This window comes from Bradyrhizobium sp. T-1, from assembly GCF_053592855.1.
Genome location: NZ_CM132115.1, coordinates 730,796 through 748,736, shown reverse-complemented (window position 1 = coordinate 748,736; position 17,941 = coordinate 730,796). Strand labels below are relative to the sequence as shown.

The 17,941-nt window shown below is 63.6% G+C and carries 17 protein-coding genes; 7 read left to right on the top strand and 10 right to left on the bottom strand.

The features are described from left to right. Positions 1–120 precede the first annotated feature (120 nt). From ACWAT4_RS03540 to ACWAT4_RS03530, 3 genes are all read right to left on the bottom strand, one after another. A complete protein-coding gene (locus ACWAT4_RS03540) occupies positions 121–360 on the bottom strand; it encodes a PilZ domain-containing protein (protein ID WP_212303489.1) in 240 nt (79 codons plus the stop codon). Between the two features lie 78 nt (positions 361–438). Next, positions 439–2,127 (bottom strand): FMN-binding glutamate synthase family protein, encoded by a 1,689-nt coding sequence (locus ACWAT4_RS03535; protein ID WP_433995283.1) that lies wholly within the window; start codon positions 2,125–2,127, stop codon positions 439–441. A gap of 369 nt (positions 2,128–2,496) precedes the next feature. Then, positions 2,497–3,270, bottom strand: coding sequence for a ferredoxin--NADP reductase (locus ACWAT4_RS03530; protein ID WP_212427895.1), 774 nt, complete (start codon positions 3,268–3,270; stop codon positions 2,497–2,499). 371 nt (positions 3,271–3,641) lie between these two features. On the opposite strand from ACWAT4_RS03530, the gene ACWAT4_RS03525 reads away from it, so the two are divergent. Continuing rightward, the gene (locus ACWAT4_RS03525) at positions 3,642–4,445 is read left to right on the top strand and encodes an ATP-grasp domain-containing protein (protein WP_212427894.1); all 804 of its coding nucleotides are present in this window, start codon (positions 3,642–3,644) and stop codon (positions 4,443–4,445) included. A gap of 48 nt (positions 4,446–4,493) precedes the next feature. On the opposite strand, the gene ACWAT4_RS03520 is transcribed toward ACWAT4_RS03525, so the two are convergent. Beyond that, positions 4,494–5,414 carry an amino acid ABC transporter substrate-binding protein gene (locus tag ACWAT4_RS03520; RefSeq protein WP_212303493.1) on the bottom strand — a complete coding sequence of 307 codons (921 nt, stop codon included), beginning with the start codon at positions 5,412–5,414 and terminating at the stop codon, positions 4,494–4,496. 12 nt (positions 5,415–5,426) lie between these two features. Continuing rightward, the gene (locus ACWAT4_RS03515) at positions 5,427–6,722 is read right to left on the bottom strand and encodes a dicarboxylate/amino acid:cation symporter (protein WP_212303494.1); all 1,296 of its coding nucleotides are present in this window, start codon (positions 6,720–6,722) and stop codon (positions 5,427–5,429) included. Between the two features lie 209 nt (positions 6,723–6,931). On the opposite strand from ACWAT4_RS03515, the gene ACWAT4_RS03510 reads away from it, so the two are divergent. The 5 genes from ACWAT4_RS03510 (at position 6,932) to ACWAT4_RS03490 (ending at position 12,319) form a co-directional block, all read left to right on the top strand. Next, positions 6,932–7,933 (top strand): NADP-dependent oxidoreductase, encoded by a 1,002-nt coding sequence (locus tag ACWAT4_RS03510; RefSeq protein ID WP_449729804.1) that lies wholly within the window; start codon positions 6,932–6,934, stop codon positions 7,931–7,933. 241 nt (positions 7,934–8,174) lie between these two features. Continuing rightward, entirely contained in the window at positions 8,175–9,023 is an 849-nt protein-coding gene (locus ACWAT4_RS03505; RefSeq protein WP_449729803.1) for a cysteine rich repeat-containing protein, read from the top strand. Between the two features lie 125 nt (positions 9,024–9,148). After that, positions 9,149–9,364: a hypothetical protein gene (locus ACWAT4_RS03500; RefSeq protein WP_212303497.1), complete on the top strand. Its 216-nt coding sequence runs from the start codon at positions 9,149–9,151 to the stop codon at positions 9,362–9,364. 190 nt (positions 9,365–9,554) lie between these two features. Next, on the top strand, positions 9,555–10,709 hold the full coding sequence (locus ACWAT4_RS03495) for an FAD-dependent monooxygenase (RefSeq protein WP_449729802.1): 1,155 nt from the start codon (positions 9,555–9,557) through the stop codon (positions 10,707–10,709). Then, positions 10,706–12,319 carry a benzoate-CoA ligase family protein gene (locus tag ACWAT4_RS03490; protein WP_449729801.1) on the top strand — a complete coding sequence of 538 codons (1,614 nt, stop codon included), beginning with the start codon at positions 10,706–10,708 and terminating at the stop codon, positions 12,317–12,319. The genes ACWAT4_RS03495 and ACWAT4_RS03490 overlap by 4 nt, the downstream gene beginning before the upstream one ends. Before the next feature lie 187 nt (positions 12,320–12,506). On the opposite strand, the gene ACWAT4_RS03485 is transcribed toward ACWAT4_RS03490, so the two are convergent. Both ACWAT4_RS03485 and maiA read right to left on the bottom strand, forming a co-directional pair. Then, entirely contained in the window at positions 12,507–13,019 is a 513-nt protein-coding gene (locus tag ACWAT4_RS03485) for a MarR family winged helix-turn-helix transcriptional regulator (RefSeq protein ID WP_212427889.1), read from the bottom strand. Continuing rightward, entirely contained in the window at positions 13,009–13,641 is a 633-nt protein-coding gene (gene maiA / locus ACWAT4_RS03480) for a maleylacetoacetate isomerase (protein ID WP_212427888.1), read from the bottom strand. Before maiA ends, ACWAT4_RS03485 begins: the two co-directional genes overlap by 11 nt. Positions 13,642–13,841: 200 nt before the next feature. Here maiA and gtdA point away from each other — a divergent pair, with 200 nt between their 5' ends. Then, positions 13,842–14,882, top strand: coding sequence for a gentisate 1,2-dioxygenase (gene gtdA, locus ACWAT4_RS03475; protein ID WP_212303502.1), 1,041 nt, complete (start codon positions 13,842–13,844; stop codon positions 14,880–14,882). 180 nt (positions 14,883–15,062) lie between these two features. Here the strand turns inward: gtdA and ACWAT4_RS03470 are convergent, their stop codons facing one another. The 3 genes from ACWAT4_RS03470 to ACWAT4_RS03460 form a co-directional block, all read right to left on the bottom strand. Further along, the gene (locus ACWAT4_RS03470) at positions 15,063–15,884 is read right to left on the bottom strand and encodes an ABC transporter permease (protein WP_212427887.1); all 822 of its coding nucleotides are present in this window, start codon (positions 15,882–15,884) and stop codon (positions 15,063–15,065) included. Next, positions 15,877–16,650, bottom strand: coding sequence for an ABC transporter ATP-binding protein (locus tag ACWAT4_RS03465; RefSeq protein ID WP_449729800.1), 774 nt, complete (start codon positions 16,648–16,650; stop codon positions 15,877–15,879). The genes ACWAT4_RS03470 and ACWAT4_RS03465 overlap by 8 nt, the downstream gene beginning before the upstream one ends. Before the next feature lie 270 nt (positions 16,651–16,920). Next, on the bottom strand, positions 16,921–17,925 hold the full coding sequence (locus ACWAT4_RS03460) for an ABC transporter substrate-binding protein (RefSeq protein WP_212427885.1): 1,005 nt from the start codon (positions 17,923–17,925) through the stop codon (positions 16,921–16,923). Positions 17,926–17,941: the final 16 nt, after the last annotated feature.

Here is a 17,941-nt window from a genome sequence, read left to right as displayed (position 1 = left end):
GCGGCGGTCTCTCCACTCGTCCCCGGCGAAGGCCGGACCCCATAGCCACTGAATTGAGTTTGGTGAAGACTGGTAGTTGCGCGGTACTGCTACCTGCGCACCGAGCTTACGCTGCATCCCTCACCCGAACTGCACCCCGATCCGCTTTTCCTTGCGCCACACCACCGTGCAGGCGAGGTGCGCGCCGTCGGCTTTGATGGTGAGGGTGAAGTGCTCGGGAATTCCGACCGGGCTGGTGACGTCGAGCGCGGCGCCGGTGTCGGAGAAGTTGCGGACAGTGCAGTCGATCGCGCCGCCACCGAACTCGATGGTCCCGGCTTTCAATACGCGATGCCTGGCCTTGTTGCGCCGCTCGTTCATGGGCACAATTTACACCCAAAGTTGAACCAAACCTTAAGTGCCAGCCCCGCTCGCAAGGAATTTATGCAACCCGCGCACTCACGGCGCTGGCTGGAACGACGCGGCCTGGGCCATCCGCCAGGCGTCGCGGAACCGCGGGTCTTCGGTGCCTTCGAGCAGCTCGCCCGGGCGCAGCGCCGGATAGAGCTGGGCGAAGGACCTCACATCGGTCGTCGACGTGCGCTGGGTGAAGTGGATCGGGCGCAGCTGCTGCGGGTGCTCCAGGCCCGCCGCGGCGATCAGCTCGGTCAGCGAGTGCAGCGTGGCGTGGTGATAATTGTGCACGCGATCGATCTTGAGCGGCACGTAGAGCGCGCGCGCCCGCGTCGGGTCCTGGGTCGCAACCCCGGTTGGGCAGCGGTCGGTGTGGCAGCTCAGCGACTGGATGCAACCGAGCGAGAACATGAAGCCGCGCGCCGAATTGCACCAATCGGCGCCGATCGCCATCGCGCGCGCCATGTCGAAGGCGGTGGCGATCTTGCCGGACGCGCCGATCTTGATGCGGTCGCGCGCGTTGATGCCGACCAGCGCATTGTGGACGAAATTGACGCCCTCGCGCATCGGCATGCCCAGATGGTCCATGAATTCCAGCGGCGCAGCGCCGGTGCCGCCCTCGTTGCCGTCGACGACGATGAAATCCGGATAGATGCCGGTCTCCAGCATCGCCTTGCAGATCGCCAGAAACTCCCAGGGATGGCCGATGCAAAGCTTGAAGCCGGCCGGCTTGCCGCCCGAGAGCTTCCGCATCTCGGCGATGAACTGCATCATGCCGGTCGGTGTCGAGAAGACGCGATGCGAGGCCGGCGAGATGCAGTCCTCGCCCATCGCGACGCCGCGGATCTTGGAGATCTCCTCGGAGACCTTCGCCGCCGGCAGCACGCCGCCATGGCCGGGCTTGGCACCCTGGCTGATCTTGAGCTCGACCATCTTGATTTGGTCGTGGCTCGCGACGCGCGCGAACGCCTCCGGATCGAACGTGCCGTCGAGATGGCGGCAGCCGAAATAGCCGGAGCCGATCTCCCAGATGATGTCGCCGCCCATCTCGCGGTGATAGGGGCTGAAGCCACCCTCGCCCGTGTCATGGGCGAAGCCGCCCTTCTTGGCGCCGGCATTGAGCGCGCGCACCGCGTTCGGACTGAGCGCGCCAAAGCTCATCGCCGAGATGTTGAACACCGAGGCTGAATAGGGCTTTGCGCAGTCCGGGCCGCCGATCGTGACGCGAAACTTCTCTTCGGCATGCGCCTTCGGCGACACCGAGTGATGCATCCACTCGTAACCTTCGCGGTAGACGTCCTCCTGGGTGCCGAACGGACGCTTGTCGAGCTGCATCTTGGCGCGCTGATAGACCACCGCGCGGGTGTCGCGCGAGAACGGCATGCCGTCCTTCTCGCTCTCGAAGAAATACTGCCGCATCTCCGGGCGAATCTCTTCGAGCAGGAAGCGGATATGCGCCGAGATCGGGTAGTTGCGCAGCACCGCGTGGCTCTTCTGCATGAGATCGCGGACGCCGAGCAGGGTCAGGGCGCCGAAGATCAGGATCGGGACCAGCAGGATGTCGAAGATCTTGCGGTCGGCGATGCCGATGCCGACCAGCAGCGCCGTGACGACCGCGCAGATCGTCAGGACGATGAAGCGCGGCGAGAACGGAAGCAGCAGGATTTCGGCGATCCCTTCTTCCGCCAGCGCCAGCCGTTTGGGAGATTCCTGCGTCTTGTTGTCGTCGGCCACGATTGCCACCCTCTCGCCAGCATGAGGCGGTACGATACGCCTACGCCTGTCATACGGATATGACGCGGCGGTTGTTTCAGGCTAGCGAATTCGGCCGAGACAAATCAATCAGCCCGATGGGCGGGCTGCTGCACTGCAGCAGGGGCTGATATGGGACGGGCGGAGTGCCCCCAGCTGTCGTCCGGGCAAGCGTGGCGCAGACCCGGGATCCATAACCGCAGCATTTTCGGGCCGGGAAGCTGTCACTCCGAGCCTTCGCATAGCCACGGCCTGTGGCTACGCGTCCCGGATCTGCGCTCAGCTTTGCTGCGCTTGTCCGGGACGACGGGTTGAGCGTGGCGCGCGATCAAGCCACATCTTCAACAGAGTTTAGCGCTCGACGAACGCCTTCTCGATCACGAAATGGCCGGGTCTGTTGCCGCTGCCCTCGACGAAGTCGCGGCCTTCGAACATCAGCTTCAGCTCTTCCAGCATCGCCGGGCTGCCGCACATCATGATGCGGTCGGTCTCGATGTTGAGCGGCGACTGCCCGATGTCGTTGAAGATCTGCTCGGAGTTGATCAGGTCGGTGATGCGGCCGCGATTGCGGAACGGCTCGCGGGTCACGGTCGGATAATAGATCAGCTTGTCGGCGAGGAGCTCGCCGAACAGCTCGTCCTCGCGCAGGTTCGCGACGAGCTTCTCGCCATAGGCGAGCTCGGAGACCTGGCGGCAGCCATGCACCAGCACGATGCTTTCGAACTGCTCATAGACCTCGGGGTCCTTGATCAGGCTGGCGAACGGCGCGAGGCCCGTGCCGGTCGAGAGCAGCATCAGCCGCTTGCCGGGGATGAGGTTGTCGGTGATCAGCGTGCCGGTCGCCTTGCGGCCGACCAGGATGGTGTCGCCTTCCTTGATCTTCTGGAGGCGCGAGGTCAGCGGACCGTCCTGCACCTTGATCGAGAAGAACTCGAGCTCTTCCTCGTGATTGGCGCTCGCCATGCTGTAGGCGCGCAGCAACGGGCGACCATCGACCTCGAGGCCGATCATGGCGAACTGGCCGTTCTGGAAGCGGAAGCCGGTGTCGCGCGTGGCGCGGAAGCTGAACAACGTGTCGGTCCAGTGCTGGACGGAAAGAACCTTCTCTCGGTAAAACGCGCTCATGATTTTCGATATTCCGAATAATTGCGGTTTTAGGGCAAAAGCGTTGCCCGGCCCCGAAACGGGGCGGACACCATTGCCATGGCGGAGGATTTCGCGTGTGTGATCTACGCCATTGAGACCAATAATCAACCTCGTTCCGGCTGTAATTGACGCGGGTCAAGTCTGCATTTGCGGCGGAAATGGCTGCATCATTAATGGATCTGCTGTCCGGGGCGCAGACAGGGCAATTTCTTTTCCCTTTCGGGCGCGAAAGCAGCACTTAATTTCCGTCTTGCTCGCGAGAATTTCATTAAGAATAGCTCTGATTTTCACTCCTGCTTGGTGCCACTGCCCGCGTTTTTGCGGCTTTTGGTGACTGGAACGATCAAGACATGACCACCAGCGAGCGGATCTTCGTCCAGGCGATCAGGGCCTATGCCGCTCGCCATGGCATTGAGGTCGATGTCCGCTCCGGCGGCTGGCTGATCGCGATGCGCCGTGGCGAGACGCGCCGCTTCGCCTTCGGCTACGATATCGGCCTCAACAGCGCGATCGCCCATCGGCTCGCCAATGACAAATCGGCAACCGCCGAGGCGCTGTCGCTTCGGGGCGTGGCCAGCATTCCGCATCACCTCTTCCTCAACCCGAAGCTGGGCAGGAACGTTGTAGGCCCCAACTGGCGCGATGCGATGCTCGCGCTGTTTCACGACCATCCGCAAGGCGTGGTGGTGAAGCCGAACGAGGGGACATCGGGGCGCTCGGTGTTCAGGGTGACGACGGAGGCGGAACTCGACCACGCGGTTGGCGAGGTCTTTGCGATGAGCACCGGGCTCGTGATCTCGCCCTATGTCGTGATCGAGGACGAGGTCCGTGTGGTGTTGCTCGATGATGCGCCCCTCGTCGTCTACAGCAAGCAGCGTGGCACCGATTGGCGGCACAATCTCGATGCCGGCGCCAAGCCGGTGCTGCTGGAGGACGGCGAGATTCGTACGGCGTGCGCGAAACTCGCCATTGCCGCCGCGAACGCCATCGGCATCCGCTTCGCGTCCATCGACGTGGTACGCGTCGACGGTGATTGGCGCGTGCTCGAGATCAATTCCGGCGTGATGATGGAAGCGTTGGCGAAGCTGCATCCGGAGCTGGTGCAGGCGACGTACGACGCGGCGCTGGACCGGGTGTTTGGGACAAATTCGTAGCCGCGAACCGGCTGCACCCTCTCCCACAAGGGGAGAAGGAAGTAAGGGTCAATTATTCGCGCTCGCGGAATCGTCCATTGCCTTGAAGGCTTCTTCCAACTGCAGCGAGATCGGCACGTTCATCTTCTCGCCGGTCGGCATCCGGGCGATGAACCATTTGTTGTAGAGCGGCACGAGATCGTGGTTGGAGCCGAGCTTGCGGAAGGTGCGGTCGACCACGGCTGACAATTGCGGTTCTCCCTTGCGGAACATGATGCCGTAGGGATCGTAGGACAGGTAGTCGCCGGCGACGCGGAACTTGTCCTGCGCCTTGTGGCGCACGATCAGGCCCGAGAGCAGAATGTCGTCGGTCGCAAACGCGTCCGCCTTGCCGTCGACCAGCATCTGATACGACTGCTCGTGGTCCGGGCCGACGACAATGTTCAAGCCCAGCGAAGACTTCTTGTCCGCCGCCTGGATCGCCTGCTCGTTGGTGGTGCCTTTCGTCACCACGATGGTCTTGCCCCTCAAATCGGTCAGGGACTGGACGCTGGAGCTCTTCGGCACCATCAGCTTGGTGCCGGCGACGAACATCAGCGGAGAGAACGCGACGCGCTTGCCGCGCTCGGAATTGGCCGTGGTCGAGCCGCACTCCAGATCGATCTTGTTCTGCAGCACGGCATCGATACGGTCATCCGAGGTGACCTTGACGTAGTCGATCTTCAGATTGGGATCGTCGACCTCGACGCCGATCTCCTCGACGATGGCTTCACAGAGTTCGAGGCTGTAGCCGATCGGCCGGTTGGCCTGGTCGAGGAAGGAAAACGGCGGCGAGCTTTCACGATAGCCGAGCCGCACGGTGTGCGTGGTCTTGATGGCTGACAGCGTCGGGCTTAGCCCTTCGCTGCCGCCGGTCTGGGCGGAGGCGTCCGTTGCCAGCAGGCACGCGGCCAGCAACAAACCGCTCGAAATCGCCGTCAAAGGGCGCATGACGCACTCCCGTCAATGGCCGGCCATCACAGGCACTTCGCCCGGGACCATGTCGCCGGGCACGACGTCGCCCGGTCCAAGCGCATGCTCGGGCCCGAGCTCGCCCTCCCACTTCGCCACGACCGAGGTCGCCAGCGTGTTGCCGATCACGTTGGTGGCGCTGCGGCCCATGTCGAGGAAGGTGTCGATGCCCATGATCATCAACAGCCCCGCTTCGGGAATGTTGAACTGCGACAGCGTCGAGGCGATCACGACGAGGGAGGCGCGCGGCACGCCGGCCACCCCCTTCGAGGTGATCATCAAGGTCGCCAGCATCGCGAGCTGCGTGCCGAGCGGCATGTCGATGTGGTAGCTCTGCGCGATGAAGATACTGGCGAAGGTGCAGTACATCATCGTGCCGTCGAGGTTGAAGGAATAGCCGAGCGGCAGCACGAAGCTCGAGATCCGCGACGAGGCCCCGAAGCGGTTGAGGCCTTCGAGCGTCTTCGGGTAGGCCGCCTCCGAGCTCGCGGTGGAGAACGCGATCATCAACGGCTCACGGATCAACCGCAACAGATGGCCGTAACGCGGCCCGATCACGATGAAGCCGACGGCCACAAGGATGCCCCAGAGGATGAAAAGCGACAGATAGAAGCCGCCCATGAACACGATGAGCTTCCACAGCACCAGGAGACCGTTCTTGGCCACCGTGGCGGTGATCGCAGCCCACACCGCAAACGGCGCGAACATCATCACATAGCTCGTCACCTTCAGCATGATGTGACCGAGATCGTCGATCAGCGACAGGATCTGCTTGGAGCGTTCGGGCAATGCGCCCATCGCCACCGAGAAAAACACCGCGAAGATCACGATCTGGAGGATCTCGTTCTGCGCCATCGCATCCGCGATCGAGGTCGGGATCAGATGGGTCAGGAACTTCTCGATCGAGAAGGCGGAAACCGGCAAGCCGGTCGACTGCGCCTTGTCGGGCAGCGTGCCGGGGAAGTTTGCGCCGGGCTGGAGCAGGTTGACCATGATGAGGCCGAGCATCAGCGAGACAAAGGATGCGCTGACGAACCAGCCCATGGTCTTTGCGAAGATGCGCCCGAGCTTGGAGCCCGACCCCATATGGGCGATGCCGCCGACCAGGGTCGCAAACACCAGCGGCGCGATGATCATCTTGATCAGGCGCAGGAAGATCACGGCGATCAGGTTGATGGAGGAGGCCCAGTCGCCCCGCGTGTCGGGCAGGAAATTGTAGATCGCCGAGCCCATGATGATGCCGAGCACCATCGCCGCCAGAATGTATTGCGTAAACCTGTTCGACATTGAGACCCCCACCACACCGGCCGCTTCATGATGTCGCAGATATGACAGCGACGCAACACGCTTTGCGTGCAGTCGCTCGAGCTCGATGTTCCCGTTGCGAAACCGGGCGCAGCGATCTAGCCTTCATGCAGCGCACAACGAATGCGGCTTGCACGTTTTGTTTGCGGCAACTGCACCAATAATCGTCAAACAATCCGAGAGGGAACGCCATGACCGCCAACATCAATCGCCAAATTCTCCTGGTGGAAAAACCCAGCGGCAAGCTCGGTCTCGAGCATTTCAAGATGGTCGAGAGCGCGCCGCCGGAACCGAAGGAAGGCGAGGCCTTGCTGCGCGTGCGTTACATCTCGCTCGACGCCGCCAACCGCGCCTGGATGCACGGCGCGACCTACCGTTCGGCCGTCGAGGCCAACAGTGTGATGGCCGGCGGCGCCATTGCCGAGGTCATGAGCTCGAGGGCGCCGGGGCTGGCGCCCGGCGACATCGTCTTTGGTGACACCGGCTGGCAGGAGTTTGCCGCGGTCCCCGCAAAGCATTTGACGAAGATGCCGAAGCTCGAGCCGATGACACATCTGCTCAGCGTGTTCGGCATCGCCGGCCTCACCGCCTATTTCGGCCTGCTCGAAGTCGGCAAGCCGAAGGAGGGCGAGACCGTCGTGGTCTCGGCCGCCGCGGGCTCGGTCGGTTCGATCGTTGGACAGATCGCCAAGATTAGGGGATGCCGCGTTGTCAGCATTGCCGGCGGCGCGGACAAGTGCAACTGGCTGACCTCCGAACTCGGCTTCGATGCCGCCGTCGATTACAAGGACGGTGCGGTGTTCAAGGCGCTGCGCGCGGCGGCCCCAAAGGGCATCGACGTCTATTTCGACAATGTCGGCGGCGACATTCTCGAAGCCTGCCTGCCGCAGATGAACAATTACGGCCGCATCGCCTGTTGCGGCGCGATCTCGCAATATGACGGCGCGCCGTCGGCGCACGGCCCGCGCGGCGTGCCCGGCCTGATCGTGGTGAAGCGGCTCGTGATGCAGGGCTTCATCGTCATGGACTACATGAAGGACAGCCAGCGCGCGCTCGCCGATCTCCAGGCCTGGGTCAAGGCCGGCAAGCTGAAGGTGCAGGAAGACATCATCGATGGCTTGCAAAACACGCCGAAGGCGCTGATCGGATTGCTCGCGGGCGAGAACCGCGGCAAGCGCATGGTCAAGCTCTAGCGACGTGTTGTTTGTTTGAACATGACCGCCGCGCAAACGTATTCCACGTTTGTCGCGAGGGAAAACCGCTGCGCACTTTCCCGGGTCATGCTCTCAGTTACGTCGCAATTGCAGAGACATTATCTACTTGCGGTAGAGGTCGCGGTGGCCAATGATGCCGCACGCGGCATCACCCGCGACGATTGTTTGCATCACTTTTGATAAAGCGTCGGCGTTACCGATAGGGCAGGAATTCATCCCAATGATCAACACGTTGAAACATACGTCAACGCGTCACGCGTTGCTCGCCGCAGCACTCTTCGCAATTGCAACAAGCGCATTCGCGCAGGCCCCGACCGAGGCCCAGAAGAGCGCCATCCGCTCCGCTTGCCGCTCGGACTTCATGGCGCACTGCGCGAGTGTGACGCCCGGTGGAGTGGAGGCGTATCAATGCTTGCAGAGCCACATGTCGAGCCTGTCGGCGGGATGCCAGACCGCCGTTCGCGCCGTCGAGCCGGCTGCCGCGCCGAAGACCGAAGCAGCACCCGCCAAATCTGAATCAACCCAGTCTGAACCTGCCAAATCTGAACCGGCAAAGACCGAAGCAGCGCCCGCTGCCGAACCCGCGGCAAAGCCCGCCGCCGGCGCTGCTCCCAAAGCGGCCGCGGCGAAGCCGAGCAGCGCACAAGTTGCTGCAGTCAAGAGCGCTTGCCGCGGCGATTATCCCAAAGTCTGCGCCAGCGTTCCGCCGGGCGGCGCTCCCGCACTCGAATGCCTGGAAAAGAACAAGGCCAAGGTTTCACCCGCATGCGAGAAAGCCCTGACCGCCGCGGCCGGTGGCGGCGGCGCAGCAGCTGCGGCAGCGCCGGCAGCTGGTGCAGCCCCCGCAGCCGCAGCAGCCCCGGCGGCCGCGCCTGCCGTGATCGTTCTCCGTCCGCTGCGGCCGCGCGAAGAGCTATTCATCGCCCGCTCCGCCTGCGGCGCCGACATCCGCTCGCTCTGCGCCGGCGTCGCGCCTGGAGGTGGCCGCATCGTGCAGTGCATCGCCGGCAACGCCGCGTCGCTGTCGCCCGCGTGCAAGGAAGTCCTCGCTCCCTTCGCGGCGCGATAGGCGATCCGCAACTCGCGCGGCCGGACGCGAACATTTGGCAGCGCACGCGAATGAATTTTCGCGCGCCTGCCGCGACAAATCCTTTGCCAGTCCGATTTCAACCAGGACAAGACCGGGAGAGAAACATGCGTGCATTCCTACTCACTGCTTCCGCGCTGCTCGCCTTCGCAGCGACCATGACCTTCGCGACATCCGACGCCAATGCGGTGGTCTGCGGCCGCGGTGTCTACCGCGCCGGCTGCGCCGGGCCGAACGGCGCGGTCGTGGTCCGCAAGCCGGTGCCGGTGGTCCGCTGTACCAGGGTGCTGGTGAACGGGGTTTACGTGAAGCGCTGCGTCTGACGCGCGTGTGGCCAATCCGGCGCGGTTTGGCTATGATTCCCAACTGACGGTTCCGGGCACGCGCAAAGCGGGTGCCCGCAGCTGTGCTGCGGCGCACCTCGCCTTGTCGATAATTCCGCTGGCGGGGGAGGCCGGAGCCTAATAGTCTACCCTGAGATAGTAAGTATACTGTCAATTAGGGAGGCCGACGTTGCGGATCGCCGTGATTGGTGGTGGGCCCGGTGGGCTCTACTTCGCCTATCTCTGGAAGAAGCGTCACCCTGAGGATCAAGTCGACCTGTTCGAACAGAACCCGGCCGACGCGACCTGGGGCTTTGGCGTCGTGTTTTCCGACCAGGCCCTGGAATTCCTGCGCGGCGACGACCCCGACACGGTCGATGCGATCGCGCCGCATATGGAGAGCTGGGAGAACATCACGCTGAACCTCGGCGGTGACAGCGTCGCCATCGACGGCGTCGGCTTCTCGTCGATCGGCCGCCTCGAACTCTTGCAGTTCCTGCAGCAGCGCGCCCTCGATGTCGGCGTCACTCCACGTTTCGACACCCAGATCCAGACGATCGATCAGCTGGGTGGCCACGATCTGATCGTCGCCGCCGATGGGCTCAACTCGCTGGTCCGCCGCACCTTCGAGGGCGATTTCGGCACCTCGCTGTCCTACTCTTCCAACAAATTCGTCTGGTACGGCACCTCGAAGCGCTTCGACACGCTGTCGCAAACTTTCGTGAAGACCGACCGCGGCGCCTTCAACGCCCATCACTACCGCTACTCACCGACCATGAGCACCTTCCTGGTCGAATGCGACCACGCGACCTGGCAGGCCTATGGCTTTGCCTACAAGGATGTCGAGCAGTCCAAGGGCGTCTGCGAGGAGGTGTTCGCGGACACGCTCGGCGGCCGCTCGCTGGTCTCGAACAAATCGGTCTGGCGCAACTTTCCCTGGGTCTGGAACGAGCACTGGTCGTTCAAGAACATGGTGCTGATCGGCGACGCTCTGCACTCGGCGCATTTCTCGATCGGCTCCGGCACGCGGCTTGCGATCGAGGACGCGATCGCGCTGGTCAAGGCGCTGGAATCGGATGCGCATCTGTCGACCGCACTGCACCGCTACCAGGCCGCGCGAAAGCCCGTGGTGCAGAAGCTCGTCAATGCCGCACGCACCAGCGCGTTCTGGTACGAGCATTTTGCCCAGCACATGCAGCTCGACCTGATGGACTTCGCCTATAGCTACATCACCCGCTCCGGCCGCATCGACGATTCCCGGCTGCGCGCGATGTCGCCGGTCTTCATGGCCCGCTACGAAGCCGAGAAGAACGGCGGAGACGCGATCGGCGAGGCGACGGCATGAGCAACGAGATTCGCGACCAGGTGCCCGCGGACAGTCCTGGGGCACGCGAGATCGGCTTTGCCGTTCCGCAACGATACAACGCCAGCCGTATGCTGTTCGACAATCTCCGCAAGGGATACGGCGACAAGCTCGCGCTGATTGGCCCGGCGGGGTCGCGGACCTATGCCGAGCTCTGTGCGGAAGCTTGCCGCTGGGGCAACGGATTTGCCTCATTGGGACTGACGCGCGGCGACCGTGTGCTGCTGTTCCTCGACGATACCCCGGCCTATCCCGCCGCCTTCTTTGGCGCCGTGCGTGCCGGCTTCGTACCGCTCTTGATCAACACGCTGACGCCGCCGGACCTGCTGCAATTCTATCTCGCCGATTCCGGCGCGGCCGTTGCCGTGGCTGATGCCGAGTTCTGCGCGCGTTTCAATGCCGAGGCCTGCAAGGACACGCAGCTGCACACGCTGATCGTCGTCAATGGCGACGCCCGCGATCACGCGGCACCGGAGGCCTTCGCCGCTGCAAACTGGCTAACGCAATTCTCGACCGAGTTGGCGGAAGCTCCGACGCATCGCGACGAGATGGCGTTCTGGATGTACTCCTCCGGCTCGACCGGCCGGCCCAAGGGCATCGTGCATCTCCAGCACGACATGGTCTATAGCGAGCTCGCCTTTGCGCGGAACGTGCTGAAGCTGACACCCGATGACATCTGCTTCTCCGTGCCGAAGATCTTCTTCGCCTATGGCTTTGGCAATTCCGTCACCTTCCCATTCTCGGCCGGCGCGGCAACGCTGCTGCTGCCGGGCCAGCCGAAGCCAGCGTCGATCTTCGCTGCGATCGAGCAGTACAGGCCGACGGTCTTCTTTGGCCTGCCGACGCTCTACACCTCGCTGACCAAGGCGGAGGGCGCAGCCAAGACAAGCTTCTCGTCTCTGCGCATGGCGCTCTCGGCCGCCGAGGTTCTCTCGGCCGAAGTCTTCAACGGCTGGAAGACGCTCACCGGGCTGGAGATCGTCGAAGGCCTCGGCTCGACCGAGGTGCTGCACATTTATCTCTCCAACCGTCCCGAGCAGAAGAAGCTCGGCGCCGCTGGCCTGCGCGTGCCCGGCTACGAGGTCGCGCTGCGCGACAAGGAGGGCCGCGACGTCGGCGACAACGAGGAGGGCATTCTGTGGGTACGCGGCGATTCCAACACGCCGCTATACTGGAACCGACCCGACAAATCCGCCGAGACCATTCGCGAGGGCGGCTGGATCTACACCGGCGACCGCTTCGTCCGCGATGGCGACGGCTTCCACTTCTTCCGCGGCCGCGCTGATGATCTCATAAAAATCTCGGGCCAGTGGGTCTACCCGCTCGAGGTCGAGCTATGCCTCGCCGATCACCCCGACATCCGAGAATGCGCCGTGTTCGCGGCCGAGTTGCCGGACCGACGCATGACGCTGAAGGCGGTGGTGGTGATGAACACCCGCGCCACCGACCAGAGCGAGGCGACGCGGCGGCTGCAGGACTACGTCAAGGGCAAGCTGCTGCCCTACAAATATCCGCGCGAGGTGATCTTCATCGACGAATTGCCGAAGACGGGCACGGGGAAGATCGACCGGCAGGCGCTGCTGCGGATCTAAGGCGAGGACGGGGCTACAAAATAGGTGTCGTCCCGGCGAAGGCCGGGACCCATACACCGCAGCACTAATCGTTGCACGCGATGGTCATTGCCTGTCTTCGTCAAACTGCTGCTGCGGCGTATGGGTCCCGGATCTGCGCTTCGCTTGTCCGGGACGACGGCGGAGAGTGGCGCACCGCCTCACCCGCTCACCCCGCCTTCCCCAAATGCTCCAGCGCATCCTCGGCCCGCAGCGGCACGCGTGACGCTTCGTTGTTGAGATCCACGAGCTGCGTCATCAACCCCATCAGCGCCTTGCGCTCGGCAGGCTTGAGCGGCTCCAGCATGCGCGCCTGGGCGCGTTCGACCACTGGGATAATGTCGCGCAGGATCACGGCGCCTTGCTTGGTCAGATAGAGCAGCTTGATTCGCTTGTCCTCGGGCGCCGGCTTGCGCTCGACGAGATCCTTTGCCTGAAGACGCTCGATCACGCTGCCGAGCGTGGAGCGGTCGAACGCGATCACGGCCGACAGCCGCGTCGCATCGATGCCGGGGTGGGTGTGGATCGCGATCAGCGCCGCATATTGCACCGGCGTCAGGTCGAACGCCTTGCACTCCTCCATGAAGATCGAGACCGCGATCTGCTGCATGCGCCGGAACAGATAGCCCGGCGCGGCATAGACCGCCTCCATCGTGATCGGGGGAAGAGCCTTACTCGGCATCAGGCTGCTTCTCCGGTGCCGCATTGGCGAAGGGGGGCAACGCCTTCGCGGCGGCTTCTGCCTTGAGCAAGCGCGGGTAGGCCGCAACATCGACGCCGAAGCGGCGCGCGTTCGCAAGCTGCGGCACCAAGCAGAGATCGGCGAGCGTCGGCGTATCGCCGAAGCAGAACGGCCCCGGCTCGTCCTTGACCAGCGTCTCGCAGGCCGACAGCCCTTCGCGATTGACCCAGGCGGCCCACTCCTGGACTTTCTCCTCGGGCAGACCAAGCTCACGCAGCCGCGCCAGTACCTTCAAATTCTGCACGGGATGGGTGTCGCAGGCGATCGCCAGCGCGAAGGCTCGCACCCTGGCGCGCTGCAACGGATCTTTTGGCAGCAATGGCGGATTGGGGTGTGTTTCATCGAGCCACTCGATGATCGCGACCGATTGGGTCAGCACCACTCCCGTGTCACTTTCCAGCGCAGGCACCAGGCCCTGCGGATTGATGGCGAGATAAGCGGGCGCGCATTGCTCGCCCTTGCGCAAATGATGCGGCAGATGCTCGGCGCCAAGGCCTTTGAGATTGAGCGCGATACGCACGCGGTAAGCGGCGCTGGAGCGGAAATAGCCGTGCAGCTTCATCGAAACCCTCCCTCATTTTGTCGTTTCGGGGCTCGCAAAGCGAGAACCCGGAACCTCGAGATCCCAGGCGCGCAAGTACGCACCATAGTTCGATGCTATCGCATCGCCCCGGAATGACGACAATGATTGTCGCCTGCCACGTTGACGCTACCTAGATCGTAAGTATACTGTCAATCAACAAAACGATCGGGAGCCGCACCATGGAAGCCGTGACCAAGACACCGGAACGCGAGGCGTTCTACCGGAAGATCGACGGCGAAAATCTCACTGCCCTATGGACGGTGATGAGCGACCTGATCACGCCGGAACCGAAGAGCGCGTGCCGCCCTCACCTCTGGAAGTTCGACATCATCCGCGACTACATGACGGAAGCCGGCAAGCTGATCACCGCCAAGGAAGCCGAGCGGCGCGTGCTGGTGCTGGAGAATCCCGGCCTGCGCGGCCAGTCCAAGATCACGACATCGCTCTATGCCGGCGTGCAGATGGTGGTGCCCGGCGACGTCGCACCCGCGCACCGGCACAGCCAGTCGGCGCTACGCTTCGTGCTCGAAGGCAAGGGCGCCCACACCGCCGTCAACGGCGAGCGCACCGCGATGGAGCCCGGCGACTTCATCATCACGCCGTCGATGACCTGGCACGATCATTCCAACGAGACCAGCGAGCCGATGTTCTGGCTCGACGGCCTCGACATTCCCCTGGTGCAGTTCTTCGACTGCTCGTTTGCGGAAGGCTCCAAGGAGGACCAGCAGAAGATCACAAAACCGGCGGGCGACAGCTTTGCCCGCTACGGCCACAATCTGCTGCCGGTCGACGCGAAGCGGTCATCGAAGACCTCGCCGATCTTCAGCTATCCCTATGCCTACACCCGCGAAGCACTGGAGAAAGCCAGGACGGGCCAGGAATGGGACGCCTGCCACGGGCTGAAGCTGAAGTTCAGCAACCCCGAGACCGGCGACTTCGCGATGCCGACCATCGGCACCTTCATCCAGCTGCTGCCGAAGGGTTTCAAGACCGCGCGCTATCGCGCGACGGACGCGACGGTGTTCTGCCCGATCGAGGGCAAGGGCCGCAGCCGGATCGGCGACACCGTTTTCGAATGGGGCCCACGCGATCTGTTCGTGGTGCCGAGCTGGCAATGGGTGACGCACGAAGCGGATGAGGATGCCGTGCTGTTCAGCTTCTCGGACCGGCCGGTGCAGCAGAAGCTCGATCTGTTCCGAGAGGATCGCGGCAACGCGTGAAGCGACGGGTATTGGCCTCACACTCGGTGTCGTCCCTGACAAGCGAAGCGCAGATCCGGGGCCCATACCCCCAGGGAGGAGTCTGACGAAGACACGTCGTTATCTTCGTTGGTACGAAGAGCGCCCCTCCTCGATAGATCACGCGGTGAGTCCCGGCCTTCGCCGGGACGACAGCGGAATTTATCGCCAGTGCAGCAACCGCGTCTCCAGCCAGCCGATCACCTTCCCCACCACAAGCCCGAACACCGACAGGATCACCACGCCCGCGAGCAGCTGATCGGTCTGCATGAGATTACCGGCCTGCAGCACGAACGCGCCGATGCCATATTGGGCGCCGATCATCTCGGCGCTGACGACGAGCAGCAGCGCGACGGAGGCGGTGATGCGAAAGCCGGCGAGGATCGCGGGCAGCGCGCCAGGCCAAACCACCTTGTGCACGATGGTCGCGAACGGAACATTAAAACTCTGCGCCATGCGGATGAGATTGCGCGGCACGGCATCGACGCCGCTATAGACCGAGATCGCGGTCGAGAAGAACACCCCGAGCCCGATGGTCGCGATCTTCGGCTCTTCGCCGATGCCGAGCCAGAGGATCAAGAGCGGGAGCAGCGCGATCTTCGGTATCGGGAACAGCGCCGAGATGAAGGTGATGCCGACGCTGCGCGCGAGCCGCGACAGACCGATGGCAAAGCCGACCACCACGCCGGCCGCAGTGCCAAGCAGCCAGCCGACGCCGATGCGCAGCAGCGAGGCGGACAAGTGCTGCCAAAGCGCACCCGACATCGCGAGCTCATAGATCGCCCGCACGATCGCCGACGGCGCCGGCAGGAACAGCGGATTGACAAGGCCCGTGCTGCCGGCCGCCTGCCAGAGCGCGATGACGAGTGCGAGTGCAATCCAGCCGCCGAAGCGGCTGGACGCAGGTACGAAGCCTGCGCCGCGGAAGCGGACGCGCCGCGTCGCCTCAGCTTTGGCTGATGTGTCCACCGCGCGATCAAGCATGCTGGACCTCGCGCTCGGCGTCGATCGCCTCGTTGCGGATCAGCGACCAGATCTGGTTCTGGAGCGCCAGCAGCTTCTCGCGTGCGGCCACCTCGCCACGTTCAGCGCGCGTCATCGGCACAGAGACGACCTCGCGAATGCGACCGGGCCGGCGCGACAGCACCACGATGCGGTCGGCAAGGCGCGCGGCCTCTTCGAGATTGTGGGTGACATAGACCGCGCCCATGCCGCCATCGGCGAGCAGGCGGACGAAATCCTCCATCAGCAGCTCACGCGTCTGCGAATCCAGCGCCGAGAGCGGCTCGTCCATCAGCAGGATGGCGGGCTTGACCGCCAGCGCGCGCGAAATGCCGACGCGCTGGCGCATGCCGCCGGACAGCTGCTTTGGATAGGTTTTGCTGAAATCGGTCAGGCCCGTGCGGCGCAGGGCATCATCGACCAGCGCGCGGCGCTGCGCGGTCGAGAGCTGGGTGTGCAGCAGCGGGAATTCGACGTTCTCCTCGACCGTCGCCCAAGGCAGCAACGCAAAGTCCTGGAACACGAATGTCAGCGGATTGAAACTGTCCGCCGGCGGCGCACCGCGCAGCTCGGGCGCGCCGGAGGTCGGCTGCAACAGCCCGCCAAGGATGGACAGCAAAGTGCTCTTGCCGCAGCCGGAGGGCCCCACGATCGCCACCACCTCGCCCGCGCTCACCGTGAACGAGACGTCGTCCAGCACGGCGAGATCGCCGAAGTGGTGACTGATGTGGTTGGCGATCAGGTCCATACTACGACCTCAGCGTCGTCCCGGCGAAGGCCGGGACCCATAACCACCGAACTGAATTTGGCGAAGACAGGCAACAATCACCTTGCGCCACAACTCCCACCCGGCGCATGGGTCCCGGCCTCCGCCGGGACGACGCTGGGGGCCTGGCAACAGCGACGGCCCCGCTCCATCCGGACCGAGCATCCTTCGAGGCTCGCTTCGCGAGCACTGCCAGCGACAACGGCTTCGCCGTTGCGCGGGGATGACGGAGTGCGAGGGGTGCGCGCCGCATCAATCAGCCTTCACATAATCCTTGGCGATGATCGTATCGGCATCAAAGCCCTTGTCGGCAAAACCCTGCTCCTGGAGCCATTTGATCTGGTTGTCGACATTCTTGACGTCGAGCTTGCCGTCCGGATCGATATAGGCGCAGTTGCCGACCACCTGCTCGACCGGCAGGTTGGTGTATTTGGCGATGATTTCGAGCAACGGCTTGGTCTTGTCGTTGATCGGGGCGACGCCGTCCTTCATCGAAGCCAGGATGACGTCGTGATATTCGCGATCGGCCTTCGCGAGCACACCGAGGAATTTCGTCACCAGCGCCTTGTTGGTCAGCGTCTTCGGCGCGGCGAACACCGCACCCAATTGCCAGGGCGTCTCATCGCCAACCCAGCCCAGAAACTTCGCTCCGCCGTCGTCCATCAGCTTTCGCGCGGTGGAGATCGGCAGCAGCGCGGCATCGACGGTCTCGCCCTTCAGCGCAGCGGCCGCATTCGACAGCGATTGCAGCGGCACGATCTTCACCTCGGAGAGCTTGAAGCCGTATTTGTCGGCGAGCAGACCGAGCGAATAATGGAAGCTCGATCCGACCTGGGTCATCGCAATGCGCTTGCCCGCAAGATCCTTCGGTGTCTTCAAGCCAGCAGCATAGGCATTGTTGCTGGCGAAATAGCCGATCAGGGGATAGCCGGCCTTCTCGCGGCTCATGCCGCCGATCACCTTCAACACCCCCTTGCCGGCGAGATTGTAGAGGCCCGCAGTGAAGGCCGTGACGCCGAAATCGACATCGCCCGAAGTGGTGGCGACCGCGATCGGCTGCGCGGCGTCGAAGAATTTCAGCTCGATGTCGAGACCGGCCTCGCGGAAATAGCCCTTGTCCTGCGCGATGAAGACCGGCGCGGAGGACGACAGCCGGAGCACGCCGACCTTGGCCTTCAGCGCATCCTCGGCCCTGGCCGTGCCCATCGCCATCATAGCCAAAAGGCTAAGTGCCGCGACCCGCGCAATCCCGATCATCCCGCTTCCTCCAATA

Excerpts from the sequence above, each read along its gene's own strand:
- ACWAT4_RS03520 (WP_212303493.1), bottom strand. The coding sequence starts at position 5,414 with ATGCGCCCTTTGACGGCGATTTCGAGCGGTTTGTTGCTGGCCGCGTGC.
- ACWAT4_RS03505 (WP_449729803.1), top strand. The coding sequence starts at position 8,175 with ATGATCAACACGTTGAAACATACGTCAACGCGTCACGCGTTGCTCGCC.
- ACWAT4_RS03490 (WP_449729801.1), top strand. The coding sequence starts at position 10,706 with ATGAGCAACGAGATTCGCGACCAGGTGCCCGCGGACAGTCCTGGGGCA.
- maiA (WP_212427888.1), bottom strand. The coding sequence starts at position 13,641 with ATGAAGCTGCACGGCTATTTCCGCTCCAGCGCCGCTTACCGCGTGCGT.
- ACWAT4_RS03470 (WP_212427887.1), bottom strand. The coding sequence starts at position 15,884 with ATGCTTGATCGCGCGGTGGACACATCAGCCAAAGCTGAGGCGACGCGG.
- ACWAT4_RS03510 (WP_449729804.1), top strand. The coding sequence starts at position 6,932 with ATGACCGCCAACATCAATCGCCAAATTCTCCTGGTGGAAAAACCCAGC.
- ACWAT4_RS03530 (WP_212427895.1), bottom strand. The coding sequence starts at position 3,270 with ATGAGCGCGTTTTACCGAGAGAAGGTTCTTTCCGTCCAGCACTGGACC.
- ACWAT4_RS03540 (WP_212303489.1), bottom strand. The coding sequence starts at position 360 with ATGAACGAGCGGCGCAACAAGGCCAGGCATCGCGTATTGAAAGCCGGG.
- ACWAT4_RS03515 (WP_212303494.1), bottom strand. The coding sequence starts at position 6,722 with ATGTCGAACAGGTTTACGCAATACATTCTGGCGGCGATGGTGCTCGGC.
- ACWAT4_RS03525 (WP_212427894.1), top strand. The coding sequence starts at position 3,642 with ATGACCACCAGCGAGCGGATCTTCGTCCAGGCGATCAGGGCCTATGCC.
- gtdA (WP_212303502.1), top strand. The coding sequence starts at position 13,842 with ATGGAAGCCGTGACCAAGACACCGGAACGCGAGGCGTTCTACCGGAAG.
- ACWAT4_RS03500 (WP_212303497.1), top strand. The coding sequence starts at position 9,149 with ATGCGTGCATTCCTACTCACTGCTTCCGCGCTGCTCGCCTTCGCAGCG.
- ACWAT4_RS03460 (WP_212427885.1), bottom strand. The coding sequence starts at position 17,925 with ATGATCGGGATTGCGCGGGTCGCGGCACTTAGCCTTTTGGCTATGATG.
- ACWAT4_RS03465 (WP_449729800.1), bottom strand. The coding sequence starts at position 16,650 with ATGGACCTGATCGCCAACCACATCAGTCACCACTTCGGCGATCTCGCC.
- ACWAT4_RS03485 (WP_212427889.1), bottom strand. The coding sequence starts at position 13,019 with ATGCCGAGTAAGGCTCTTCCCCCGATCACGATGGAGGCGGTCTATGCC.